We start from the raw sequence: 16,824 nt of genomic DNA, 5'->3' as shown, positions 1-16,824 counted from the left end.
CAGCGTGGCCGGCTGAACCCGTTCCGGGCGCACCGGGAAGAATGGCGGCATGCAGCCACACCCGAACGTACGGGCGGTGCAGGAGGCGCTCGACGGCGCGGACGCCCGCGACGGCTCCGGCACGCCAAGCGCGGTCCGCATGCTGCCCGACGCGGTCCACACCGCCGCGGCCGCCGCCGAGGCACTCGGCGTCGAGGTCGGACAGATCGCCAACTCACTCGTCTTCGACGCCGACGGCGCACCGCTGCTCGTGCTGACCTCCGGGGCCCACCGGGTGGACACCGCCGGTCTCGCCGCGTCGATCGGGGTCACCCGGCTGCGGCGGGCCACCCCGGAGTTCGTCCGCGAACACACCGGGCAGGTGATCGGGGGTGTCGCCCCGGTCGGCCACCCGCGGCCGCTGCGCACCGTGGTGGACACGGCCCTCGATACGTACGCCGAGATCTGGGCCGCCGGAGGCGTCCCCCGGGCGGTCTTCCCCACCACGTACCCCGAGCTCCTCCGGGTGACCGGCGGCACGCCGGCCGAGGTGGCGTGAGCGAGCGGACGTCGCCCGGAGTGACCGCGTGAGCCCGGCCGGCCGCGGTGAGCCCGTTCCCGACCTGGTCACCCTGCACGTGTGGCGCACCGCCCGGGGCGGGTTGCCCCGGGCGCTGGTCCGGATGGCCCGCGATCCGCGCCGGCTGCGCGCACTGCCCGGCGTACGCTTCGCCAAGCTGCTCGGCACCGGGACCGGCACCGGCTTCGGGCCGGGTGACGCGGACCTGACCCGGTGGGCCGCCCTGACGGTGTGGGACTCCCCCGCCGCGGCGGCCGGCTTCGACGGCTCCCCGGTGGGGCGGGCCTGGGCGCGGCTCGCGCGCGCCGCCGTCCGGGTCGACCTGCGCCCCCTCACCAGCCGGGGCGAGTGGTCCGGCCGCCGGCCGTTCGGCGACCCGCCCGGCGGGCCGGCCGACGGCCCGGTGCTCGCGCTGACCCGGGCCCGGCTGCGCCCCGCCCGCGCGGTCACCTTCTGGCGGGCGGTCCCACCGGTGGCCGCCGCGCTGCGCGCCGCGCCCGGCCTGCTCGCCCGGTTCGGCGTCGGGGAGGCGCCGCTGGGCTGGCAGGGCACGGTCAGCGTGTGGCGCGATCCGGCGGACCTGGTCGCGTTCGCGTACCGTCACCCGGAGCACCGGGACGCGATCATCCGGACGCCCACCGAGGGGTGGTACGCGGAGGAACTCTTCGCGCGGTTCGCGGTGCGCGACGTGGTCGGCGACCGGACGGTGCTGGGGTGGGGCGCCGACGGCGACCCGGGTACGGCGGAGGGGCCGCGTGAGCGAGCGTAACGAGCGAACCATCAGGCACAGCAGCGCGAGGAGTGAGCCGGGGTGGCGAGCCCCGCGGTCGGGAACGGGAGAAGGTACGGCATGAGGCTGGTGCGGTGGACACCGGAGGATCTCGTCCGGCGGCTGGACGACGTGGTGGCCGTCTACGGCGAGGCGATGGGGTACCGCACCGACCTGCTGGACGCCCGCCGCGGCTACATCGCCACCCACGTCCGGCGGCCCGGATTCCGCGCCGTCGCCAGCCTCACCACCGAAGGCCACCTGGCCGGCTTCGGCTACGGCTACCTGGGCGCGGCCGGCCAGTGGTGGCACGACCAGGTGTGGCGCGCGCTGGACCCGGCCGCCCGGCAGCGCTGGCTGGGCAACTGCTTCGAGGTGGTGGAGCTGCACGTCCGGCCGCCCGCGCAGGGGCACGGCCTCGGCGCGGGGCAGCTGCGCGCGCTGCTCACCATGGCCGAGGGGACGACCACCCTGCTGTCCACGCCGGAGGCCGACGAGCAGCGGTCCCGCGCCTGGCGGCTGTACCGGCGCTTCGGCTTCGTCGACATCCTGCGCGACTTCCACTTCCCCGGCGACGAACGCCCGTTCGGGGTGCTCGGCCGGGACCTGCCGCTGGCCGCACCCACCTCCCCGGCGCCGGCCGCGGCATGACCGGTCCCGTGCCGGCCACCCGCGCCGCCCGCCCGGCCTGGGCGGTGCTGGCGGTGCTGGTGCTGGCACAGATCTGCTACCCGCTGGCCGCCGGGCAGACCCGAGCCGGGCTCACCGTCGCCACGGTGGTGCTGGGCTACCTGCTCTCGGTCGGCCACGCGCTGCTCAGCCGCGGCCCACGGGCGGCGGCGGCGCTGGTCGCGGTGGCCACCGGAGGCGGCTTCGCCATCGAGGCGCTCGGTGTGGCGACCGGGTTCCCGTTCGGCAGCTACGACTACTCCGGCCAGCTCGGCCCGAAGCTGGCCGGTGTGCCGCTGGTCATCCCCCTCGCCTGGACCTGGATGGCCTGGCCGGCCTGGCTCGCGGCGGTACGGCTCACCGGCGGCGGGCCGGGCGGATCCGGCGGCGCCGGGATCGGGCGGACCACCCGGCGGATCGCGCTGGCGGCGCTCGGCCTGGCCACCTGGGACCTCTTCCTCGACCCGCAGATGGTCGCCGAGGGGTACTGGTCCTGGCGGGACGCCACCCCCGCGCTGCCCGGCCTGCCCGGCATCCCGGTCAGCAACTACCTGGGTTGGCTGCTCTTCGCGGTTCTGCTGATGGGCGCCCTGCGTCCGCTGGCCGGGCCCGCCGTCGCCGCCACCGACGGCCGCGACGACCCGATGCTCGCCCTCTACCTGTGGACGTACGCCTCCAGCGTGCTGGCCCACGCCGTCTTCCTCGGCCTGCCCGCCTCGGCGCTGTGGGGCGCCGCCGGCATGGCGGTGACGGCCGTCCCGCTGGCGGTGACACTGCTCCGCGCGGGCCGCCGCCCCGGTCCGGCCGACCGGAACCCCCGACCCCGCGTCGACGCGCCGGCATGAGCGGGCGGAGCGCCGGCCGGAGCGGGCATGGCGGGGCGGCGGCGTGAGCGTCGTGCTGGCGCTGCTGGCGGGAGTGGCCGCGTTGACCGCGCACACCGCCGTCAACGCCGGCCGGTGGCTGCGCCGCCCCGCCCCGGCGCCGGCGGAGGTGACCGAGACGGTGGCGGTGCTGCTGCCGCTGCGCGACGAGGCGGCCCGGGTCACCCCGTGCCTGCGCGCGCTGCTGGCCCAGCGCGGTGTGCCGCGGCTGCGGATCGTGGTGCTCGACGACCGGTCGACCGACGGCACCGCCGACGTGGTCCGCGCGGTCGCCGGGACCGACCCGCGGGTCACCCTGCTCGACGGCGCCGCCCCGCCGCCGGGCTGGCTGGGCAAGCCGCACGCCTGCTGGCAACTCGCCACCCGCGCCGACCCGGCCGCCACCGTGCTGGCGTTCGTCGACGCCGACGTCGTCCTCGCCCCTGAGGCGGTGGCCGCGGCCGTCGGTGAACTGCGCGCCGCGCGGGTGACGCTGCTGTCGCCGTACCCCCGGATCGTGGTGGCGACGGCGGCCGACCGGCTGGTCCAGCCGCTGCTGCAGTGGCTGTGGCTGACCTTCCTGCCGCTGCGCGCGATGGAACGCTCGGCGCGGCCGTCCCTGGCGGCGGCCGGCGGGCAGTTCCTGCTGGTGGACCGGGCCGGCTACACCGCCGCGGGCGGGCACGCGGCGGTGGCCGACCGGATCCTGGAGGACGTCGAGCTCGCCCGCGCGGTCAAACGGGCCGGCGGGCGGATCGCCCTGGCCGACGGCTCACGGCTGGCCACCTGTCGGATGTACGACGACTGGCCGCAGCTGCGCGACGGCTACACCAAGTCGCTGTGGGCCACGTTCGGGCACCCGCTGGCCGCCGGCGTGGTGGTCGCGCTGCTGCTCCTGCTCTACACCGCTCCCCCGCTGGTCACCGTGGCCGCGCTGGCCGCCGGCGCGCCGGGGGTGGCCGCCGGCGCCGCCGGGGCGTACCTGCTGGGGGTCGCCGGTCGGGTGCTCAGCGCGCGGGCGACCGGCGGCCGGTGGTGGCCCGACGCGCTCGCACACCCCGTGTCGGTCGCGGTCCTCGGTTGGCTGACCCTGCGGTCGTACCATCTGCGGAAGCGGCGGCGCCTGACCTGGCGGGGCCGTCCGGTCGTCTAGGTCTGGGGGCGCGGCATGGCGCGGATCGTGGTCGTCGGCGCCGGGGTGGGTGGCCTCGCGACCGCCGCCCGGCTGGCCACCACCGGGCACGAGGTCACCGTCTTCGAGCAGGGCGACACGGTCGGCGGCAAGCTCGGCCGACACGTGCACGACACCCCGGCCGGCCCGTTCCACTTCGACACCGGGCCCAGCCTGCTCACCCTGCCGCAGGTCCTCCACGACCTGTTCGAGGACACCGGCGCGAAGCTCGACGAGTACCTGGACCTGCTCCCGCTGGACCCGATCGTGCGGCACGTCTTCCCGCACGGCGGGCCGACGCTGGACTCCTGCGCCGACCCGACCGGATTCGCCAGCCGGATCGGCGCGGCCCTCGGCGACCGTGCGGCAACGGACTGGCAGCGCCTGTGGCGGCGCGCCGAGCGGGTCTGGACGGCCTCGGAGCGGGACATCCTGCGCCGCCGCGTCGACTCGCCCCGCGACCTGGCGACGCTGGCGTGGCGGCTGGGTGACCTGGCCGCGATCGCGCCGGGCCGCACCCTGCGCGGCCTGGGCCGCACGCACCTGTCCGACCCCCGGCTGCGGATGCTGCTCGACCGGTACGCCACCTACACCGGCGCCGACCCCCGCCGGGCGCCGGCCGCGCTGGTCGCCGTGCCGTACGCCGAACTGGCCTTCGGCGGCTGGTACCTGCGCGGCGGGCTGGGCACCCTGGCCGACGCGCTGCTGACCCGCTGCCTGGACCTCGGCGTCGTCGTGCAGACCGGCGCCCGGGTCACCCGGATCGACGCGGCCGGCGGGCGGGTGCACGGCGTACGCCTCGCCGGCCGGGCCGCCCCGGTCCCCGCCGACGTGGTGGTGGCCAACGTCGACGCGCTCACCGTCTACCGGGACCTGCTGCCCTCGCCGCGCCGGCTGGCCGGTCTGACCGACCGCAGCCTCGCCGGCTTCGTGCTGCTGCTCGGCGTACGCGGCGACTCCGGGCTGGCGCACCACACGGTCTTCTTCCCCGACGACTACGACGCCGAGTTCGACGCGGTCTTCGGGGCACCGGGGCGGGGTGTCCGGGCCCGCCCCGCGCTCGACCCGACGGTCTTCGTCACCGTGGCGGACGACGAGATGGTCCGCCCGGCCGGGCACGAGGCGTGGTTCGTGCTGGTCAACGCCCCCCGGCACGGCACCGCCGCCGGTGCGGTGGACTGGCGGCGGCCCGGCCTCGCCGAGGCGTACGCGGACCACGTCCTCGACGTGCTGGCCGCCCGGGGCGTGGACGTGCGGGACCGGCTGGTGTTCCGGGAGATCCGCACCCCGGCGGACCTGGCCAGCGCCACCGGCGCGCCCGGTGGGGCGATCTACGGCACCGCCGGCGGCCTGCTCCGCCCGGCCAACCGCGGGCCGGCCCGCGGGCTGTGGCTGGTCGGCGGCTCCAGCCACCCGGGCGGCGGCCTGCCGATGGTCACCCTCTCCGCCCAGATCGTCGCCGAGCAAATCGGCCCGGCCTGGTAAGGAAGGGCCCCTCCTTAACGCCTGGGGTAGAGGAAGGGCCCCTTCTTAACGTCCTCTCCCCGGGAACGTCAGCCGGCTTCGAGCAAGGTACGGCGGACGGCCGCCAGCAGCTGCCCCAGGCCGAAACCGGCCAGCAGCACCCACACGGCCGTCGCCATGGTGATGGTGCCGGCGGCCAGGTCGGGGTCGATCAGCCCGGTCAGGCCGGCCAGCAGCAGGCCCACCAGGGCCACCGAGACGCGGGTCGGGCGCTCCCCCACGGTCACCGCGCCGATCTCCCGCATGCCGGCGGAGACCGCCCGTGCCCGGACGTACTCGTGCAGCCAGGAGAGCCCGCCGCCGGCGGCCACCAGCGCGCCGGGGGCGCCGATCAGCCAGAACGCGACCAGCCAGGCCGCCTCGCCGAGCCGGTCGGCCACCGAGTCGTAGACGTACCCGAGCCGGGTGGTGCGGTTCGTCGCGACCGCGACCGCCCCGTCGACGCTGTCCGCCACCGAGGCGAGCAGCACGAACAGCGCACCGAGGAACGGCCCGTCCTGGGGCCGTACGGCGAGCAGCGGCACGCAGAAGCAGAGCAGCACCCCGACCACTGTGACGGCGGTCGGGGAGACCCGCAGCCGGCCCAGCACGAAGCCCACGTGGTACGCGAAGCGCAGCCAGGCGCGGACGACCGGGGCGGCGGCGCGGGGGTCGAAGCCCCCGTGCAGGCGTGCCCAGGCCGTCGCGTACTGGTCCCAGTTCAGCTGTGTGCCCACCACGGATCAACCGTCGCACCTGGCGGGAGGTGTCGCGGCACGAAGGTCACACCCGGGCGCCGGCTTGCAGGTTCTGCCAGATCTCCCGGGTGGCCGTCGACCGGTTGAAGGTGATGAAGTGGATCCCCGGCACGCCCTCGTCGAGCAGCCGCCCGCACATCTCGCTGGCCTGCTCGATGCCGAGCCGGCGGACCGCCTCCGGATCGTCGGCGACCCTCTCGAAGCGCGCGGCCAGGGCCGGCGGGAAGGGCGCGCCGGAGAGCTGCACCGACCGCTCGATGGTGCTGAACTGCGTCACCGGCATCACACCGGGCAGGATCGGGGTGTCGCAGCCCGCCGCGGCCACCCGGTCCCGCAGCCGCAGGTAGTCCTCCGCGTCGAAGAACATCTGGGTGATCGCGAACTCGGCGCCGGCCCGGCACTTCCGGACGAAGTACTCCGTGTCGGTGGCGACGTCGGGCGAGCGGGGGTGCTTGTACGGGAAGGCGGCGACGCCCACGCTGAAGTCGCCGGAGTCCCGGACCAGCCGCACCAGGTCCTCCGCGTAGCGCACGCCCTCGGGGTGCGGGACCCACTCGCCGGTGGGGTCGCCCGGCGGGTCGCCGCGCACCGCGAGCACGTTGCGCACGCCCGCGCCGGCGAGCCGCCCGATCACGTGGCGCAGCTCGGCGACCGAGTGGTTGACCGCGGTCAGGTGCGCCATCGGCAGCAGGGTGGTCTCGGTGGCGATCCGTTCGGTGACCGCGACCGTCGTGTCGCGCGTCGACCCGCCGGCGCCGTAGGTGATCGAGACGAACGACGGGCGCAGCGACTCCAGCTCCCGGATGGCCTGCCAGAGCAGCCGCTCGCCCTGCTCGGTCTTGGGTGGCATGAACTCGAAGGAGAACGTCGGCTGGTGGTCGCGGATCAGCTCCCCGATCGCAGGCTGGGGATTGGGGAGGACCGAGGGGAGACCGAGCGCCACCTCACGACTGTAGCGGTGCACGGCCGGTCGACCCACGGTCTTCCCACCCGGCGGACGGGCGACGGCGCGCCGCGCCCACCCGGCCGACGGGCGACGGCGCGCCGCGCCCACCCGCCGGTACGTCGTGGGCGGCGCGACCGGCTAGCGTCGGGGCGTGACTCACGCTGCTCCCGTCTCCCCGGTCGACCGCGCCGGGCTGCGTCAGCGCGTCGACAAGGCGCTGACCGAGTTCCTGGCCGCCCAGCGCACCTGGATGACCGGCGTCGACGACGCTCTGGTCCCGGTCGCCGAGGCGATCGAGGCGTTCGTCCTCGGCGGCGGCAAGCGGCTGCGGCCCGCGTTCGCGTACTGGGGGTTCCGGGGCGCCGGCGGGGTGGACACCGACCAGGTCGTGACGGCCCTCGCCGCGCTGGAGTTCGTCCAGGCCAGCGCACTGATCCACGACGACCTGATGGACCGCTCCGACACCCGCCGGGGCGAGCCGGCCGTGCACCGCCGGTTCGCCGCCCGGCACCGGGCGGCCGGCTGGGGCGGGGACGCGGACGGGTTCGGCGACGCCGCGGCGATCCTGCTCGGCGACCTCTGCCTGGTCTGGTCGGACGAGCTGCTGCACTCGGCCGGGCTCGATCCGCGCACGGTGGCCCGGGCACGGCCGGTCTTCGACGAGATGCGCACCGAGGTCACCGTCGGGCAGTACCTGGACGTGCTGACCCAGGCCACCGGGGACACCTCGCTGGAACGGGCCGGGAAGGTGGCCCGCTACAAGTCGGCGAAGTACACGGTCGAGCGCCCGCTGCTGCTCGGTGCCGCCCTGGCGGACGCCTCGCCGGACGTGCGGTCGGCGTACTCGGCGTACGGGCTGCCGCTGGGCGAGGCGTTCCAGCTCCGCGACGACGTGCTGGGGGTCTTCGGCGACCCGGCGCAGACCGGCAAGCCGGCCGGTGACGACCTGCGCGAGGGGAAGCGCACCTACCTCGTCGCGGCGGCTCTCGAGGCGACCGACGAGGCCGGGCGGGAGGTGTTGCTCGGCGGTCTCGGCGATCCGGCGCTCGACGAGACGGGCGTGACCCGGCTGCGGGACCTGATCGAGGCGAGCGGCGCGCTGGCCCGTACCGAGCAGCGGATCCGGGCGCTCACCGACGCCGCGCTCGCCGCGCTGGCCACCGTCGACCTGGACACCGAGGCCCACCAGGCCCTGGTCGACCTGGCCATCGCCGCCACGCGCCGCCCTGCCTGACCCCGCCGCCCCCGTCCGCGCCGCGGCGCGGACGGGGTCAGAAGCCCAGGGCCTGGGCTCGGCGCTTGATCTCGCGGGCCTGGTCGCCGGCGAGGGCCGCGGCCGCGGTGCCGCCGGGCAGCGTGTCGTCCGGCTGGTACAGCCAGCGCAGGCTCTCCTCGTCGTCGTAGCCGGCGTCGGCCAGCAGGTTGAGCACCCCGGGCAGGTGCTTGAGGGCGCCCTGGCTGGCCACCAGTTCCTCCGGCACCCGGCGGACGCCGTCCCGGCGTACCGCGATCAGCTCCCGGTCCCGGATCATCTGGTGCACCTTGCTGATCGGCACGTCGAGGCGCTCGGCGACGTCCGGGAGGGTCAGCCAGGCGGCCGGTTCGGCGGCACGGTTCGCGGCGGGTACGGAGTCGGTCACCCGACCACCCTGCCACGTCCCTCCCGCCGGACGGGTGGCGGCACCCCGTGACGACCGCGATCGGCCGCCGGCACAGCCCGTTCGACCTGCGGCGACACGTGGCGCCGCCACAGCCGGCCCGGCCGGTTGCCCGTCCGCTGTAGCATCCAGTTCAACCTTCACCCCCTGGACACATAGACTCCCTGCCGATGGACACACAGGTCGCCGACACGTTGCTGGGCTCGCTGGTCGACGGGCGCTACCGCATCCGCGGTCGCGTGGCCCGTGGTGGCATGGCGACCGTGTACACCGCCACCGACGAGCGCCTCGAGCGCACCGTGGCGGTCAAGATCATTCACTCGGCGCAGGGTCCGGAGGGCCGGGGCTTCGTCGAGCGCTTCACCGACGAGGCGAAGACGATCGCCCGGCTCACCCATCCCAACGTCGTCGCGGTCTACGACCAGGGCACCCACGGCGGCCGGCCGTACCTGGTGATGGAGTACGTGCGGGGCCGTACCCTGCGCGACGTGCTCGCCGAGCGGCGCCGGCTCAACCCGGACGAGGCGCTCGCCATCACCGAGCAGATGCTCGCCGCGATCGCCGCGGCGCACCGGGCCGGCCTGGTCCACCGCGACGTCAAGCCGGAGAACGTGCTGGTCGCCGAGGCCCCGACCGGCGGCGTGGCCAACCTGGTGGACAGCGTGGTGAAGGTCGCCGACTTCGGGCTCGCCCGGGCGGTCGAGGCGAGCGCCCACGAGGAGCAGGGCAGCCAGCTCATGGCCACCGTCGCGTACGTCGCGCCGGAGCTGGTCACCGACGGCCACGCCGACCCGCGCACGGACGTCTACTCGGCCGGCATCGTGCTGTTCGAGATGCTGACCGGCCGGGTGCCGTACGACGGGGACCGGCCGGTCGAGGTGGCCTGGCAGCACGTGGACCGGGACGTGCCGGCGCCCTCGACCCTGGTGCCGGCGCTGCCGAAGGCGCTCGACGACCTGGTCGCCAGGGCCACCCGGCGCGATCCGGGTGCCCGTCCGACCGACGCCGGGGCGCTGCTGTCCGAGGTGCAGATGGCCCGGGAGGAACTGGGCAACCCCAACACGCGTACGGCGGTGCTGCGCCGCGTGGCGGACGAGCCGGCGGTGGCCCAGCCCACCATGATGGTCGCGGCCGTCCAGCCGGTCGAGCGGCCCGCCTGGGCCCGGCTCCCGGAGGGCGGTTCCCGGGCGGGCCGGCGGCGGGCGGCGCCGGCGGGGGGCGACCTCTGGTCCCGGCTGGCCGCGCTGCGGACCGGGCTGCTGGGGCACCCGCGGGGCCGGCTGGCCGCCGCCGCCGTCGTCGTGGTGCTCGGCCTGATCGCCGCGGTGGGCGGCTGGTGGGTCGGTGTCGGCCGCTACACGGTGGCGCCACAGCTGGTGAGCCTCAGCAAGGCCGAGGCGGAGGCGCAGGCGGACCGGGCCGGCTTCGTCCTCAGGTACGCCGATCCCCGCCATGACGAGCAGGCGCCGAAGGACGCCGTCCTCCAGCAGGACCCGGTGTCGTCCACCCGGATCAAGAAGGGCGGCACGATCACGCTCACCCTGTCGCTGGGCCCGGAGCGGTTCCCCGTGCCGGACGTGGTCGGCAAGGAGTTCGAGCTGGCCGCGACCGACCTGGCCGACGCGCAGCTCAAGGTGGTCAAGGGTGCCGCCCGCTACGACGACAGCCTCCCGGCCGGCGTGGTGATGGCGACCGACCCGAAGGCGGGCACCGAGGCCAAGCCGGGCGACAAGGTCACCGTGATCCTCAGCAAGGGAAAGGCGCCGATCTCGGTACCGAACCTGGTCGGCAAGAACCTGAACGAGGCCCGGGGGATCCTGGCCCGGCTGGGGCTGGTGCTCGTCGAGCCGCCGACGGTGAAGGAGTCCGACAAGCCCAAGGACGAGGTCGTCGGGCAGAGCCCGGCCGACGGCACCGGTGTGGAGAAGGGCGCCCAGGTCCGGCTGGAGGTCAGCCAGGGGCCGCCGCTCGTCGTCGTCCCCCGGGTGCTCGACCTGCCGTGCGCGCAGGCGCAGCAGGTGCTGCAGAGCCAGGGCTTCCCGGTGACGGTGCAGTTCAACCCGAACGGCATCGCCCGGTTCCAGAGCCCGAACGAGAATTCGCAGGTGCCTCCGGGCACCCCGGTCACCCTCGGGTGTCTGTGACGATGACCGCGCCGGTGACCGACGCCGACCGCGGCCCGGCGCAGCACCGGCCGGTCGGCACGCACACGCCGACCTCGGGTGGCCTGGCGAAGGCGGCCCTGCCGTACGTCGACGCGGCGGGCTCGGAGGTCGTGCAGGTGTACGTCTCCAACTCGCGGGGCTGGGCGCTGCCACCGGGTGACCCGGTCCAGGACGCCCTGTTCCGGGAGGGTTGCGCGGAGCGCGGCGTTCCCGTCTTCATCCACGCGTCGCTGCTGGTCAACCTGGGCTCTCCCACGGCGGCGACGGTCGAGCGGTCGGCGGCGACGCTGGCGCACGCGCTGCGCCGGGGGACGGCGATCGGGGCGCGCGGGGTGGTCTTCCACGCCGGCAGCGCGGTGGACGCGGGCCACGCCGAGGCGGCGATGCGGCAGGTCCGCGAGGCGCTGTTCCCGCTGCTGGACGCGGCGGGCGACGCCGGCGGGCCGATGTTGCTGGTCGAGCCGAGTGCGGGCGGCGGGCGGTCGCTCGCCTCGCGGGTGGAGCAGCTCGGCCCCTACCTCGACGCGGTGGACGGGCACCCGATGCTGGGCGTCTGCTTCGACACCTGCCACGCGTGGGCGGCGGGGCACGACCTGGCCGCCGAGGGCGGCATGACGGCGACGCTGGACGTCCTGGTCGCCACGGTCGGGGCGGAGCGGCTGCGGCTGGTGCACGCGAACGACTCGAAGGACCTGTGCGGCTCCACCCGGGACCGGCACGAGAACATCGGCAAGGGCACCATCGGCGAGCCCGCGTTCGCCGAGCTGATGCGCCACCCGGCCACCGCCGGCGTGCCCGTGGTGGTGGAGACCCCGACGGAGAAGCACGTCGGCCACGCCGCCGACGTCGCCACCCTCAAGCGCCTCCGCCCCTGAACCCGGCCCGTCCGCACCGGCGCGCTCGAATGGGTCAGGCGCGCAGGATCCGGGTGACGGCCTCCACGGCGCGGTCGATGGCGCTGTCGTCGACGTCCATGTGGGTCACCAGGCGGGCCGTGCGGGGGCCGAGCACCGAGACCAGCACGCCCTCGGCCCGGGCCGCGGCGGCCAGGGCCTTCGCGTCCAGTGGATGCTTGGTCAGGTCCAGCGGGACGAGGTTCGTCCGGACCGGGCCGGCCAGCACCCCGAACGGCGCGACCGCCTCGGCGAGCCGGGCCGCCTTCGCGTGGTCCTCGGCGAGCCGCTCGACGTGGTGCGCGAGGGCGTACCGGCCGGCCGCGGCGAGGACGCCCGCCTGCCGCATGCCGCCGCCCATCCGCTTGCGGACGAACCGGGCCCGCTCGATCCGGTCGGCGCCGCCCACCACCAGCGACCCGACCGGCGCGCCGAGGCCCTTGGACAGGCAGACCGACAGGGTGTCGAACAGCCCGCCGTAGGTCGCCAGCGGTACGCCGTCGGCGACGTGCGCGTGCCAGATGCGGGCGCCGTCGCAGTGCAGCGCGACCTGCGCGTCGTCGGCGACCCGCCGCAGCTCGCGCAGCGTGTCCAGCGGGATCACGCCGCCCCCGCCGCGGTTGTGGGTCTGCTCGACGGCGATGGCCCGGGTGGGCACCGCCCAGTAGCCGTCGGGCCGGATCATGGCGGCGACAGCGTCGGGGTCGACGTCCGCGCCGACCGCCGGCCACGTCCGCGACGAGATGCCGCCGTACGCCGCGGCGGCGCCGATCTCGTACGTCACCACGTGCGCGTCGGCGTCACAGAGCAGCTCGTTGCCGGGCGGCACGAGCAGTTGCAAGGCGATCTGGTTGGCCATCGACCCGGTCGGGCAGAACAGCGCCGCCTCGTGGCCGAAGAGCGCGGCGACCTCGGCCTCGAGGGCGTTGACCGTCGGGTCCTCGCCGTAGACGTCGTCGCCGACGTCGGCGGTGGCCATGGCCTCCCGCATCCCGGCGGTCGGCCGGGTCACCGTGTCCGAACGAAGATCGATGAGGTCAGCCACGGTCATCCTTTCGGCTGCCGGCTGCGGGGCTCGCAAGCTCACTCCTCGGGTCAGCCACGGAGCATCTCCGCAACCAGGAAGGCCAGCTCCAGCGACTGCTGGGTGTTCAGTCGCGGGTCGCAGGCGGTCTCGTACCGGTCGGGCAGGTCGAGGTCCTCGATGCCCTGGGCGCCGCCGAGGCACTCGGTGACGTCCTCGCCGGTCAGTTCGACGTGCAGGCCGCCGGGGTGGGTGTCCAGACCCCGGTGGACCTCGAAGTAGCCGAGCACCTCGTCGACGATGCGGTCGAAGTGGCGCGTCTTGTAGCCGTTGGACGACTCGTGGGTGTTGCCGTGCATCGGGTCGCACTGCCAGACGACCTTGGCCCCCGCCGCGGTGACCTTGGCGACGATCGGCGGCAGGACGTCGCGGACCCGGTGGTTGCCCATCCGGCTGATCAGGGTGAGCCGGCCGGGGACGTTGTCCGGGTTGAGCTTCTCGCACAGCTCGATGGCCTCGTCGGGCGTGGTGGTCGGGCCGAGCTTCACGCCGATCGGGTTGGCGATCCGGGAGATGAAGTCGATGTGCGCGCCGTCGAGCTGCCGGGTGCGCTCCCCGATCCACAGGAAGTGCCCGGACAGGCCGTACGGACGCTGGTCGGAGACCCGGGTGAGCGCCCGGTCGTACTCGAGGGCGAGCGCCTCGTGGGAGCAGTAGAGGGTGACGGTCCGCAGCGCCTCGTCGTCGGTCATCCCGCAGGCCCGGATGAAGGCGAGGGCCCGGTCGATCTCCCGGGCGATCGCCTCGTACCGCTCGCCGGCGGGCGAGTTGCGCACGAACCCCTTGTTCCAGTCGTGCACGGCGTGCAGGTCGGCCAGGCCGCCGGCCAGGTACGCGCGGAGCATGTTCATCGCGGCGGCGGAGTTGGCGTACGCCCGGATCATGCGCTGCGGGTCGGCGATCCGCGCCTCCGGTGTCGCCTCCAGAGAATTGATCATGTCTCCGCGGTAGGCCGGCAGGCCGCGCGCGTCGGTCGGCAGGGACCGGGGCTTCGTGTACTGGCCGGCGACCCGGGCGACCTTGACCACCGGCAGGGAGGCGCCGTAGGTCAGCACGATCGCCATCTGGAGCAGCGTGCGGGCGTTGGCCAGCAGGTGGCTCTCGGTGTTGTCGGCGAAGGTCTCGGCGCAGTCGCCGCCCTGGAGCAGGAACGCCTTGCCCTCGCAGACCAGCGCGAGCTTCTGCCGTAGCTGGTCGACCTCGTAGGGCGCCACGACCGACGGCACGTTCTCCAGCACCTTGCAGACCTCGGCGACCTGGGCCGGGTCCGGCCAGGGCGGGGTCTGCGCGCGGGGCAGGTCGCGCCAGAGGTCCAGGCCGAGGGCCGCGTCCTCGGCGGAGTCGACGGTCGGCCGGCTGGTCTGGAGCACGGGGCTGCCGACGGCCGGATGGCTCAGCTGATGCCACTCATGGCGCATGCCAGAAAGCGTACGGCGACGGGCCGGGCGGCCGGGCGGCGAGGGGCGCCGTTCCGGCAGGTGAGAGATCCCTCACCGGTTCCGGTCAGGGGCTGGCGGCGGGGCTGGGCGGGTTGCCGCCGGGGGCCTCGCCCGCGATGCACCAGTCGGCCCCGTCGCGGGTGACCGTGAACAGCAGCGGGCGGGTGAGCTTCTGCCGCCCCGAGGTCACCGACACCGCCGTGCTCACCTGGAGGCCCTGCGGGCCCGGGCGGATATCGGTGATCTGCGCCTGGGGCACCTCGAAGTGGTCGGCGAAGTCACCGTTCGGCCCGGTGGCGGCGGCGTCGAACGCCTCGTGCATCGCCGCGCAGAGCTGGCTGCGCCCGGCGGCCACGTCCTTGGCCGTCATGGCGTCCAGGTACGCCTGGACCCGCTCCCGGGCCTTCGCCGAGGCCTCCTCGACGGGCGCCCGTCCGGGGCGCTCCGCCGGCTGGTCGTCGCCGCCGATCCCGCACCCCGTCAGGGCGGGCGGCAGGGCCACGACGAGGGCGCCGACCGCCAGCCTCCGGTACGCCGTACGCATGCCACCTCCGAAACGCCCGTGGACAGTCAACCCCCGTCGAGCGGCGAGTCTGTCACATCGAGCCGGCCGACGGCCCGTCGGCACACGCGGGCGGGGAGGGACCGGTGCGCGGTCCCTCCCCGCCGTGTGGGTGATGCGTCGGCCTGCGGACTAGCCGAGACCGCCCTTGATGGCGCCGATCAGCTCACCGTTGCTGGTGTCACCGGAGAGCTCCCAGAAGAACGCGCCACCGAGGCCCTGGTTCTTCGCGTACGTCATCTTGCCGCCGATGGTGGAGGGGGTGTCGTAGCTCCACCAGTTGCTGCCGCACTTGGCGTATGCCGTGCCGCCGACGGTGCCGGTGGCCGGGCAGGTGTTCTTGAGGACCTTGTAGTCCTCGATGCCCTGCTCGTAGGTGCCCGGGGCCGGGCCGGTGGCGGTGCCGCCCGGCGCGGTCTGGGTCACCCCGGTCCAGCCGCGGCCGTAGAAGCCGACGCCGAGCAGCAGCTTGTTGGCCGGGATGCCCTTGCTCTTGAGCTTCTGGATCGCCGCGTCGGACCAGAAGCCCTGCTGGGGGATGCCCGGGTACGAGTACAGCGGGGAGTGCGGGGCGGTCGGGCCCTGCGCGTTGAAGGCGCCGAAGTAGTCGTACGTCATCGGCATGATCCAGTTGAGGTACGGCGTCGCGCCGGCGTAGTCGGCGGCGTCGATCTTGCCGCCGTTGCTGCCGTCCGCGGTGATCGCCGAGGTGACCAGGGCCGACGAGCCGAACCGCGAGCGCAGCGCGCTCACCACGTTCTTGAACGCGGCCGGTCCGCTGGAGTCGCAGGTGAGGCCGCAGGCGTTCGGGTACTCCCAGTCGACGTCGATGCCGTCGAACACGTCCGACCAGCGCGGGTCCTCGACCAGGTTGTGGCAGCTCTCGGCGAACGCGGCCGGGTTCTGCGCCGCCTGGGTGAAGCCGCCGGACCAGGTCCAGCCGCCGAACGACCAGATCACCTTGAGGTGCGGGTACATCCGCTTGAGCTTGCGCAGCTGGTTGAAGCTGCCGCGCAGCGGCTGGTCCCAGGTGTCGGCGACGCCGTCCACGCTGTCCGCCGCGGTGTACGCCTTCTCGTAGTCGGCGTAGCTGTCCCCGATGGTGCAGCGGCCCCCGGTGGTGTTGCCGAAGGCGTACAGGATGTGCGTCAGCTTCGCGGCCGAGCCGCTGGTGTGGATGTTCTTGACGTGGTAGTTGCGGGCGTAGACGCCCCACTGCGCGAAGTAGCCGACGATCTTGCGGTCCCCGCTCGGCGGCGGCGTGGTGGGCGGCGGCGTCGTCGGTGGCGGGGTGGTGGGCGGCGCCGTGGTCGGCGGGGCGGTGGTCGGCGGCGCGGTGGTGGTCGGGGGCGGGGTGCCGCCGCCACCGCCGCAGGGGGCGCCGTTGATGGTGCAGTTCAGCGGGGCCTTGTAGGCGCCGGTGCCGTTGTAGCCCCAGCTGAAGGTGGCACCCGGGGCGAGCGGGCCGGCCCAGCTCTTCTTGACCGCCACGTAGTGGTTGCCGGTGCGGGTGACGTCGGCGTCCCAGGAGCTGCTGATGCTGGTGCCCGCGGGCAGGTCGAACTCGATGCGCCAGGTGCTCACCGACGCGTCCGAGCCGTTGATGACCGTCACCCGCGTCTCGTGACCGGTCCCCCAGTCCTGCACCTTGGCGAACGTGGCGGTGACACTGCCGGCCCCGAACGCCGAGGCCATCGGGACCGTCGTGGCCGTGAGTGCGACCACGGCGCCGACCCAGAGGGCCCGGCGGAACGATCTCTTCATGTGGCGTCTCCCCAAACAGTT

Annotated in this window: 16 protein-coding genes; 9 read left to right on the top strand and 7 right to left on the bottom strand. The window is 74.9% G+C overall.

Features of this window, described 5'->3' with window-relative positions:
* The first annotated feature begins 49 nt into the window (after positions 1 to 49).
* From GKC29_RS13005 to GKC29_RS12980, 6 genes are all read left to right on the top strand, one after another.
* Entirely contained in the window at positions 50 to 538 is a 489-nt protein-coding gene (locus GKC29_RS13005; protein WP_155331079.1) for a YbaK/EbsC family protein, read from the top strand.
* Between the two features lie 28 nt (positions 539 to 566).
* Positions 567 to 1,328, top strand: a complete 762-nt coding sequence (locus GKC29_RS13000; RefSeq protein ID WP_155331078.1) for a monooxygenase — start codon at positions 567 to 569, stop codon at positions 1,326 to 1,328.
* 81 nt (positions 1,329 to 1,409) lie between these two features.
* A complete protein-coding gene (locus tag GKC29_RS12995; RefSeq protein ID WP_155331077.1) occupies positions 1,410 to 1,979 on the top strand; it encodes an N-acetyltransferase in 570 nt (189 codons plus the stop codon).
* Positions 1,976 to 2,842, top strand: a complete 867-nt coding sequence (locus GKC29_RS12990; RefSeq protein ID WP_155331076.1) for a carotenoid biosynthesis protein — start codon at positions 1,976 to 1,978, stop codon at positions 2,840 to 2,842. Before GKC29_RS12995 ends, GKC29_RS12990 begins: the two co-directional genes overlap by 4 nt.
* Before the next feature lie 43 nt (positions 2,843 to 2,885).
* Positions 2,886 to 4,013 (top strand): glycosyltransferase family 2 protein, encoded by a 1,128-nt coding sequence (locus GKC29_RS12985; protein ID WP_155331075.1) that lies wholly within the window; start codon positions 2,886 to 2,888, stop codon positions 4,011 to 4,013.
* Between the two features lie 15 nt (positions 4,014 to 4,028).
* On the top strand, positions 4,029 to 5,516 hold the full coding sequence (locus GKC29_RS12980; protein ID WP_155331074.1) for an NAD(P)/FAD-dependent oxidoreductase: 1,488 nt from the start codon (positions 4,029 to 4,031) through the stop codon (positions 5,514 to 5,516).
* Positions 5,517 to 5,584: 68 nt separating this feature from the next.
* On the opposite strand, the gene GKC29_RS12975 is transcribed toward GKC29_RS12980, so the two are convergent.
* Together GKC29_RS12975 and metF are read right to left on the bottom strand one after the other, a co-directional pair.
* Positions 5,585 to 6,274, bottom strand: coding sequence for a CDP-alcohol phosphatidyltransferase family protein (locus GKC29_RS12975; RefSeq protein ID WP_155331073.1), 690 nt, complete (start codon positions 6,272 to 6,274; stop codon positions 5,585 to 5,587).
* 43 nt (positions 6,275 to 6,317) lie between these two features.
* The gene (gene metF / locus GKC29_RS12970; RefSeq protein WP_155331072.1) at positions 6,318 to 7,235 is read right to left on the bottom strand and encodes a methylenetetrahydrofolate reductase [NAD(P)H]; all 918 of its coding nucleotides are present in this window, start codon (positions 7,233 to 7,235) and stop codon (positions 6,318 to 6,320) included.
* A gap of 154 nt (positions 7,236 to 7,389) precedes the next feature.
* On the opposite strand from metF, the gene GKC29_RS12965 reads away from it, so the two are divergent.
* Entirely contained in the window at positions 7,390 to 8,472 is a 1,083-nt protein-coding gene (locus tag GKC29_RS12965; protein ID WP_155331071.1) for a polyprenyl synthetase family protein, read from the top strand.
* Between the two features lie 37 nt (positions 8,473 to 8,509).
* Here the strand turns inward: GKC29_RS12965 and GKC29_RS12960 are convergent, their stop codons facing one another.
* Positions 8,510 to 8,878: an Rv2175c family DNA-binding protein gene (locus GKC29_RS12960; RefSeq protein WP_155331070.1), complete on the bottom strand. Its 369-nt coding sequence runs from the start codon at positions 8,876 to 8,878 to the stop codon at positions 8,510 to 8,512.
* 188 nt (positions 8,879 to 9,066) lie between these two features.
* On the opposite strand from GKC29_RS12960, the gene pknB reads away from it, so the two are divergent.
* A complete protein-coding gene (gene pknB / locus GKC29_RS12955) occupies positions 9,067 to 11,040 on the top strand; it encodes a Stk1 family PASTA domain-containing Ser/Thr kinase (RefSeq protein WP_155331069.1) in 1,974 nt (657 codons plus the stop codon).
* A gap of 2 nt (positions 11,041 to 11,042) precedes the next feature.
* On the top strand, positions 11,043 to 11,936 hold the full coding sequence (locus GKC29_RS12950) for a deoxyribonuclease IV (protein WP_155334113.1): 894 nt from the start codon (positions 11,043 to 11,045) through the stop codon (positions 11,934 to 11,936).
* 34 nt (positions 11,937 to 11,970) lie between these two features.
* Here the strand turns inward: GKC29_RS12950 and GKC29_RS12945 are convergent, their stop codons facing one another.
* The 4 genes from GKC29_RS12945 to GKC29_RS12930 form a co-directional block, all read right to left on the bottom strand.
* The gene (locus tag GKC29_RS12945; RefSeq protein ID WP_196255865.1) at positions 11,971 to 12,999 is read right to left on the bottom strand and encodes a low specificity L-threonine aldolase; all 1,029 of its coding nucleotides are present in this window, start codon (positions 12,997 to 12,999) and stop codon (positions 11,971 to 11,973) included.
* Positions 13,000 to 13,049: 50 nt separating this feature from the next.
* Positions 13,050 to 14,456: a class II 3-deoxy-7-phosphoheptulonate synthase gene (locus tag GKC29_RS12940; RefSeq protein WP_155331067.1), complete on the bottom strand. Its 1,407-nt coding sequence runs from the start codon at positions 14,454 to 14,456 to the stop codon at positions 13,050 to 13,052.
* Positions 14,457 to 14,541: 85 nt separating this feature from the next.
* The gene (locus GKC29_RS12935; protein ID WP_155331066.1) at positions 14,542 to 15,021 is read right to left on the bottom strand and encodes a hypothetical protein; all 480 of its coding nucleotides are present in this window, start codon (positions 15,019 to 15,021) and stop codon (positions 14,542 to 14,544) included.
* A 150-nt stretch (positions 15,022 to 15,171) separates the two neighbouring features.
* A complete protein-coding gene (locus GKC29_RS12930; RefSeq protein WP_155331065.1) occupies positions 15,172 to 16,803 on the bottom strand; it encodes a glycosyl hydrolase family 18 protein in 1,632 nt (543 codons plus the stop codon).
* Between the last annotated feature and the right edge of the window lie 21 nt (positions 16,804 to 16,824).

The organism is Micromonospora sp. WMMC415 (genome assembly GCF_009707425.1).
Lineage (GTDB): Bacteria > Actinomycetota > Actinomycetes > Mycobacteriales > Micromonosporaceae > Micromonospora.
This window is presented reverse-complemented; position numbering and strand designations above follow the sequence as displayed.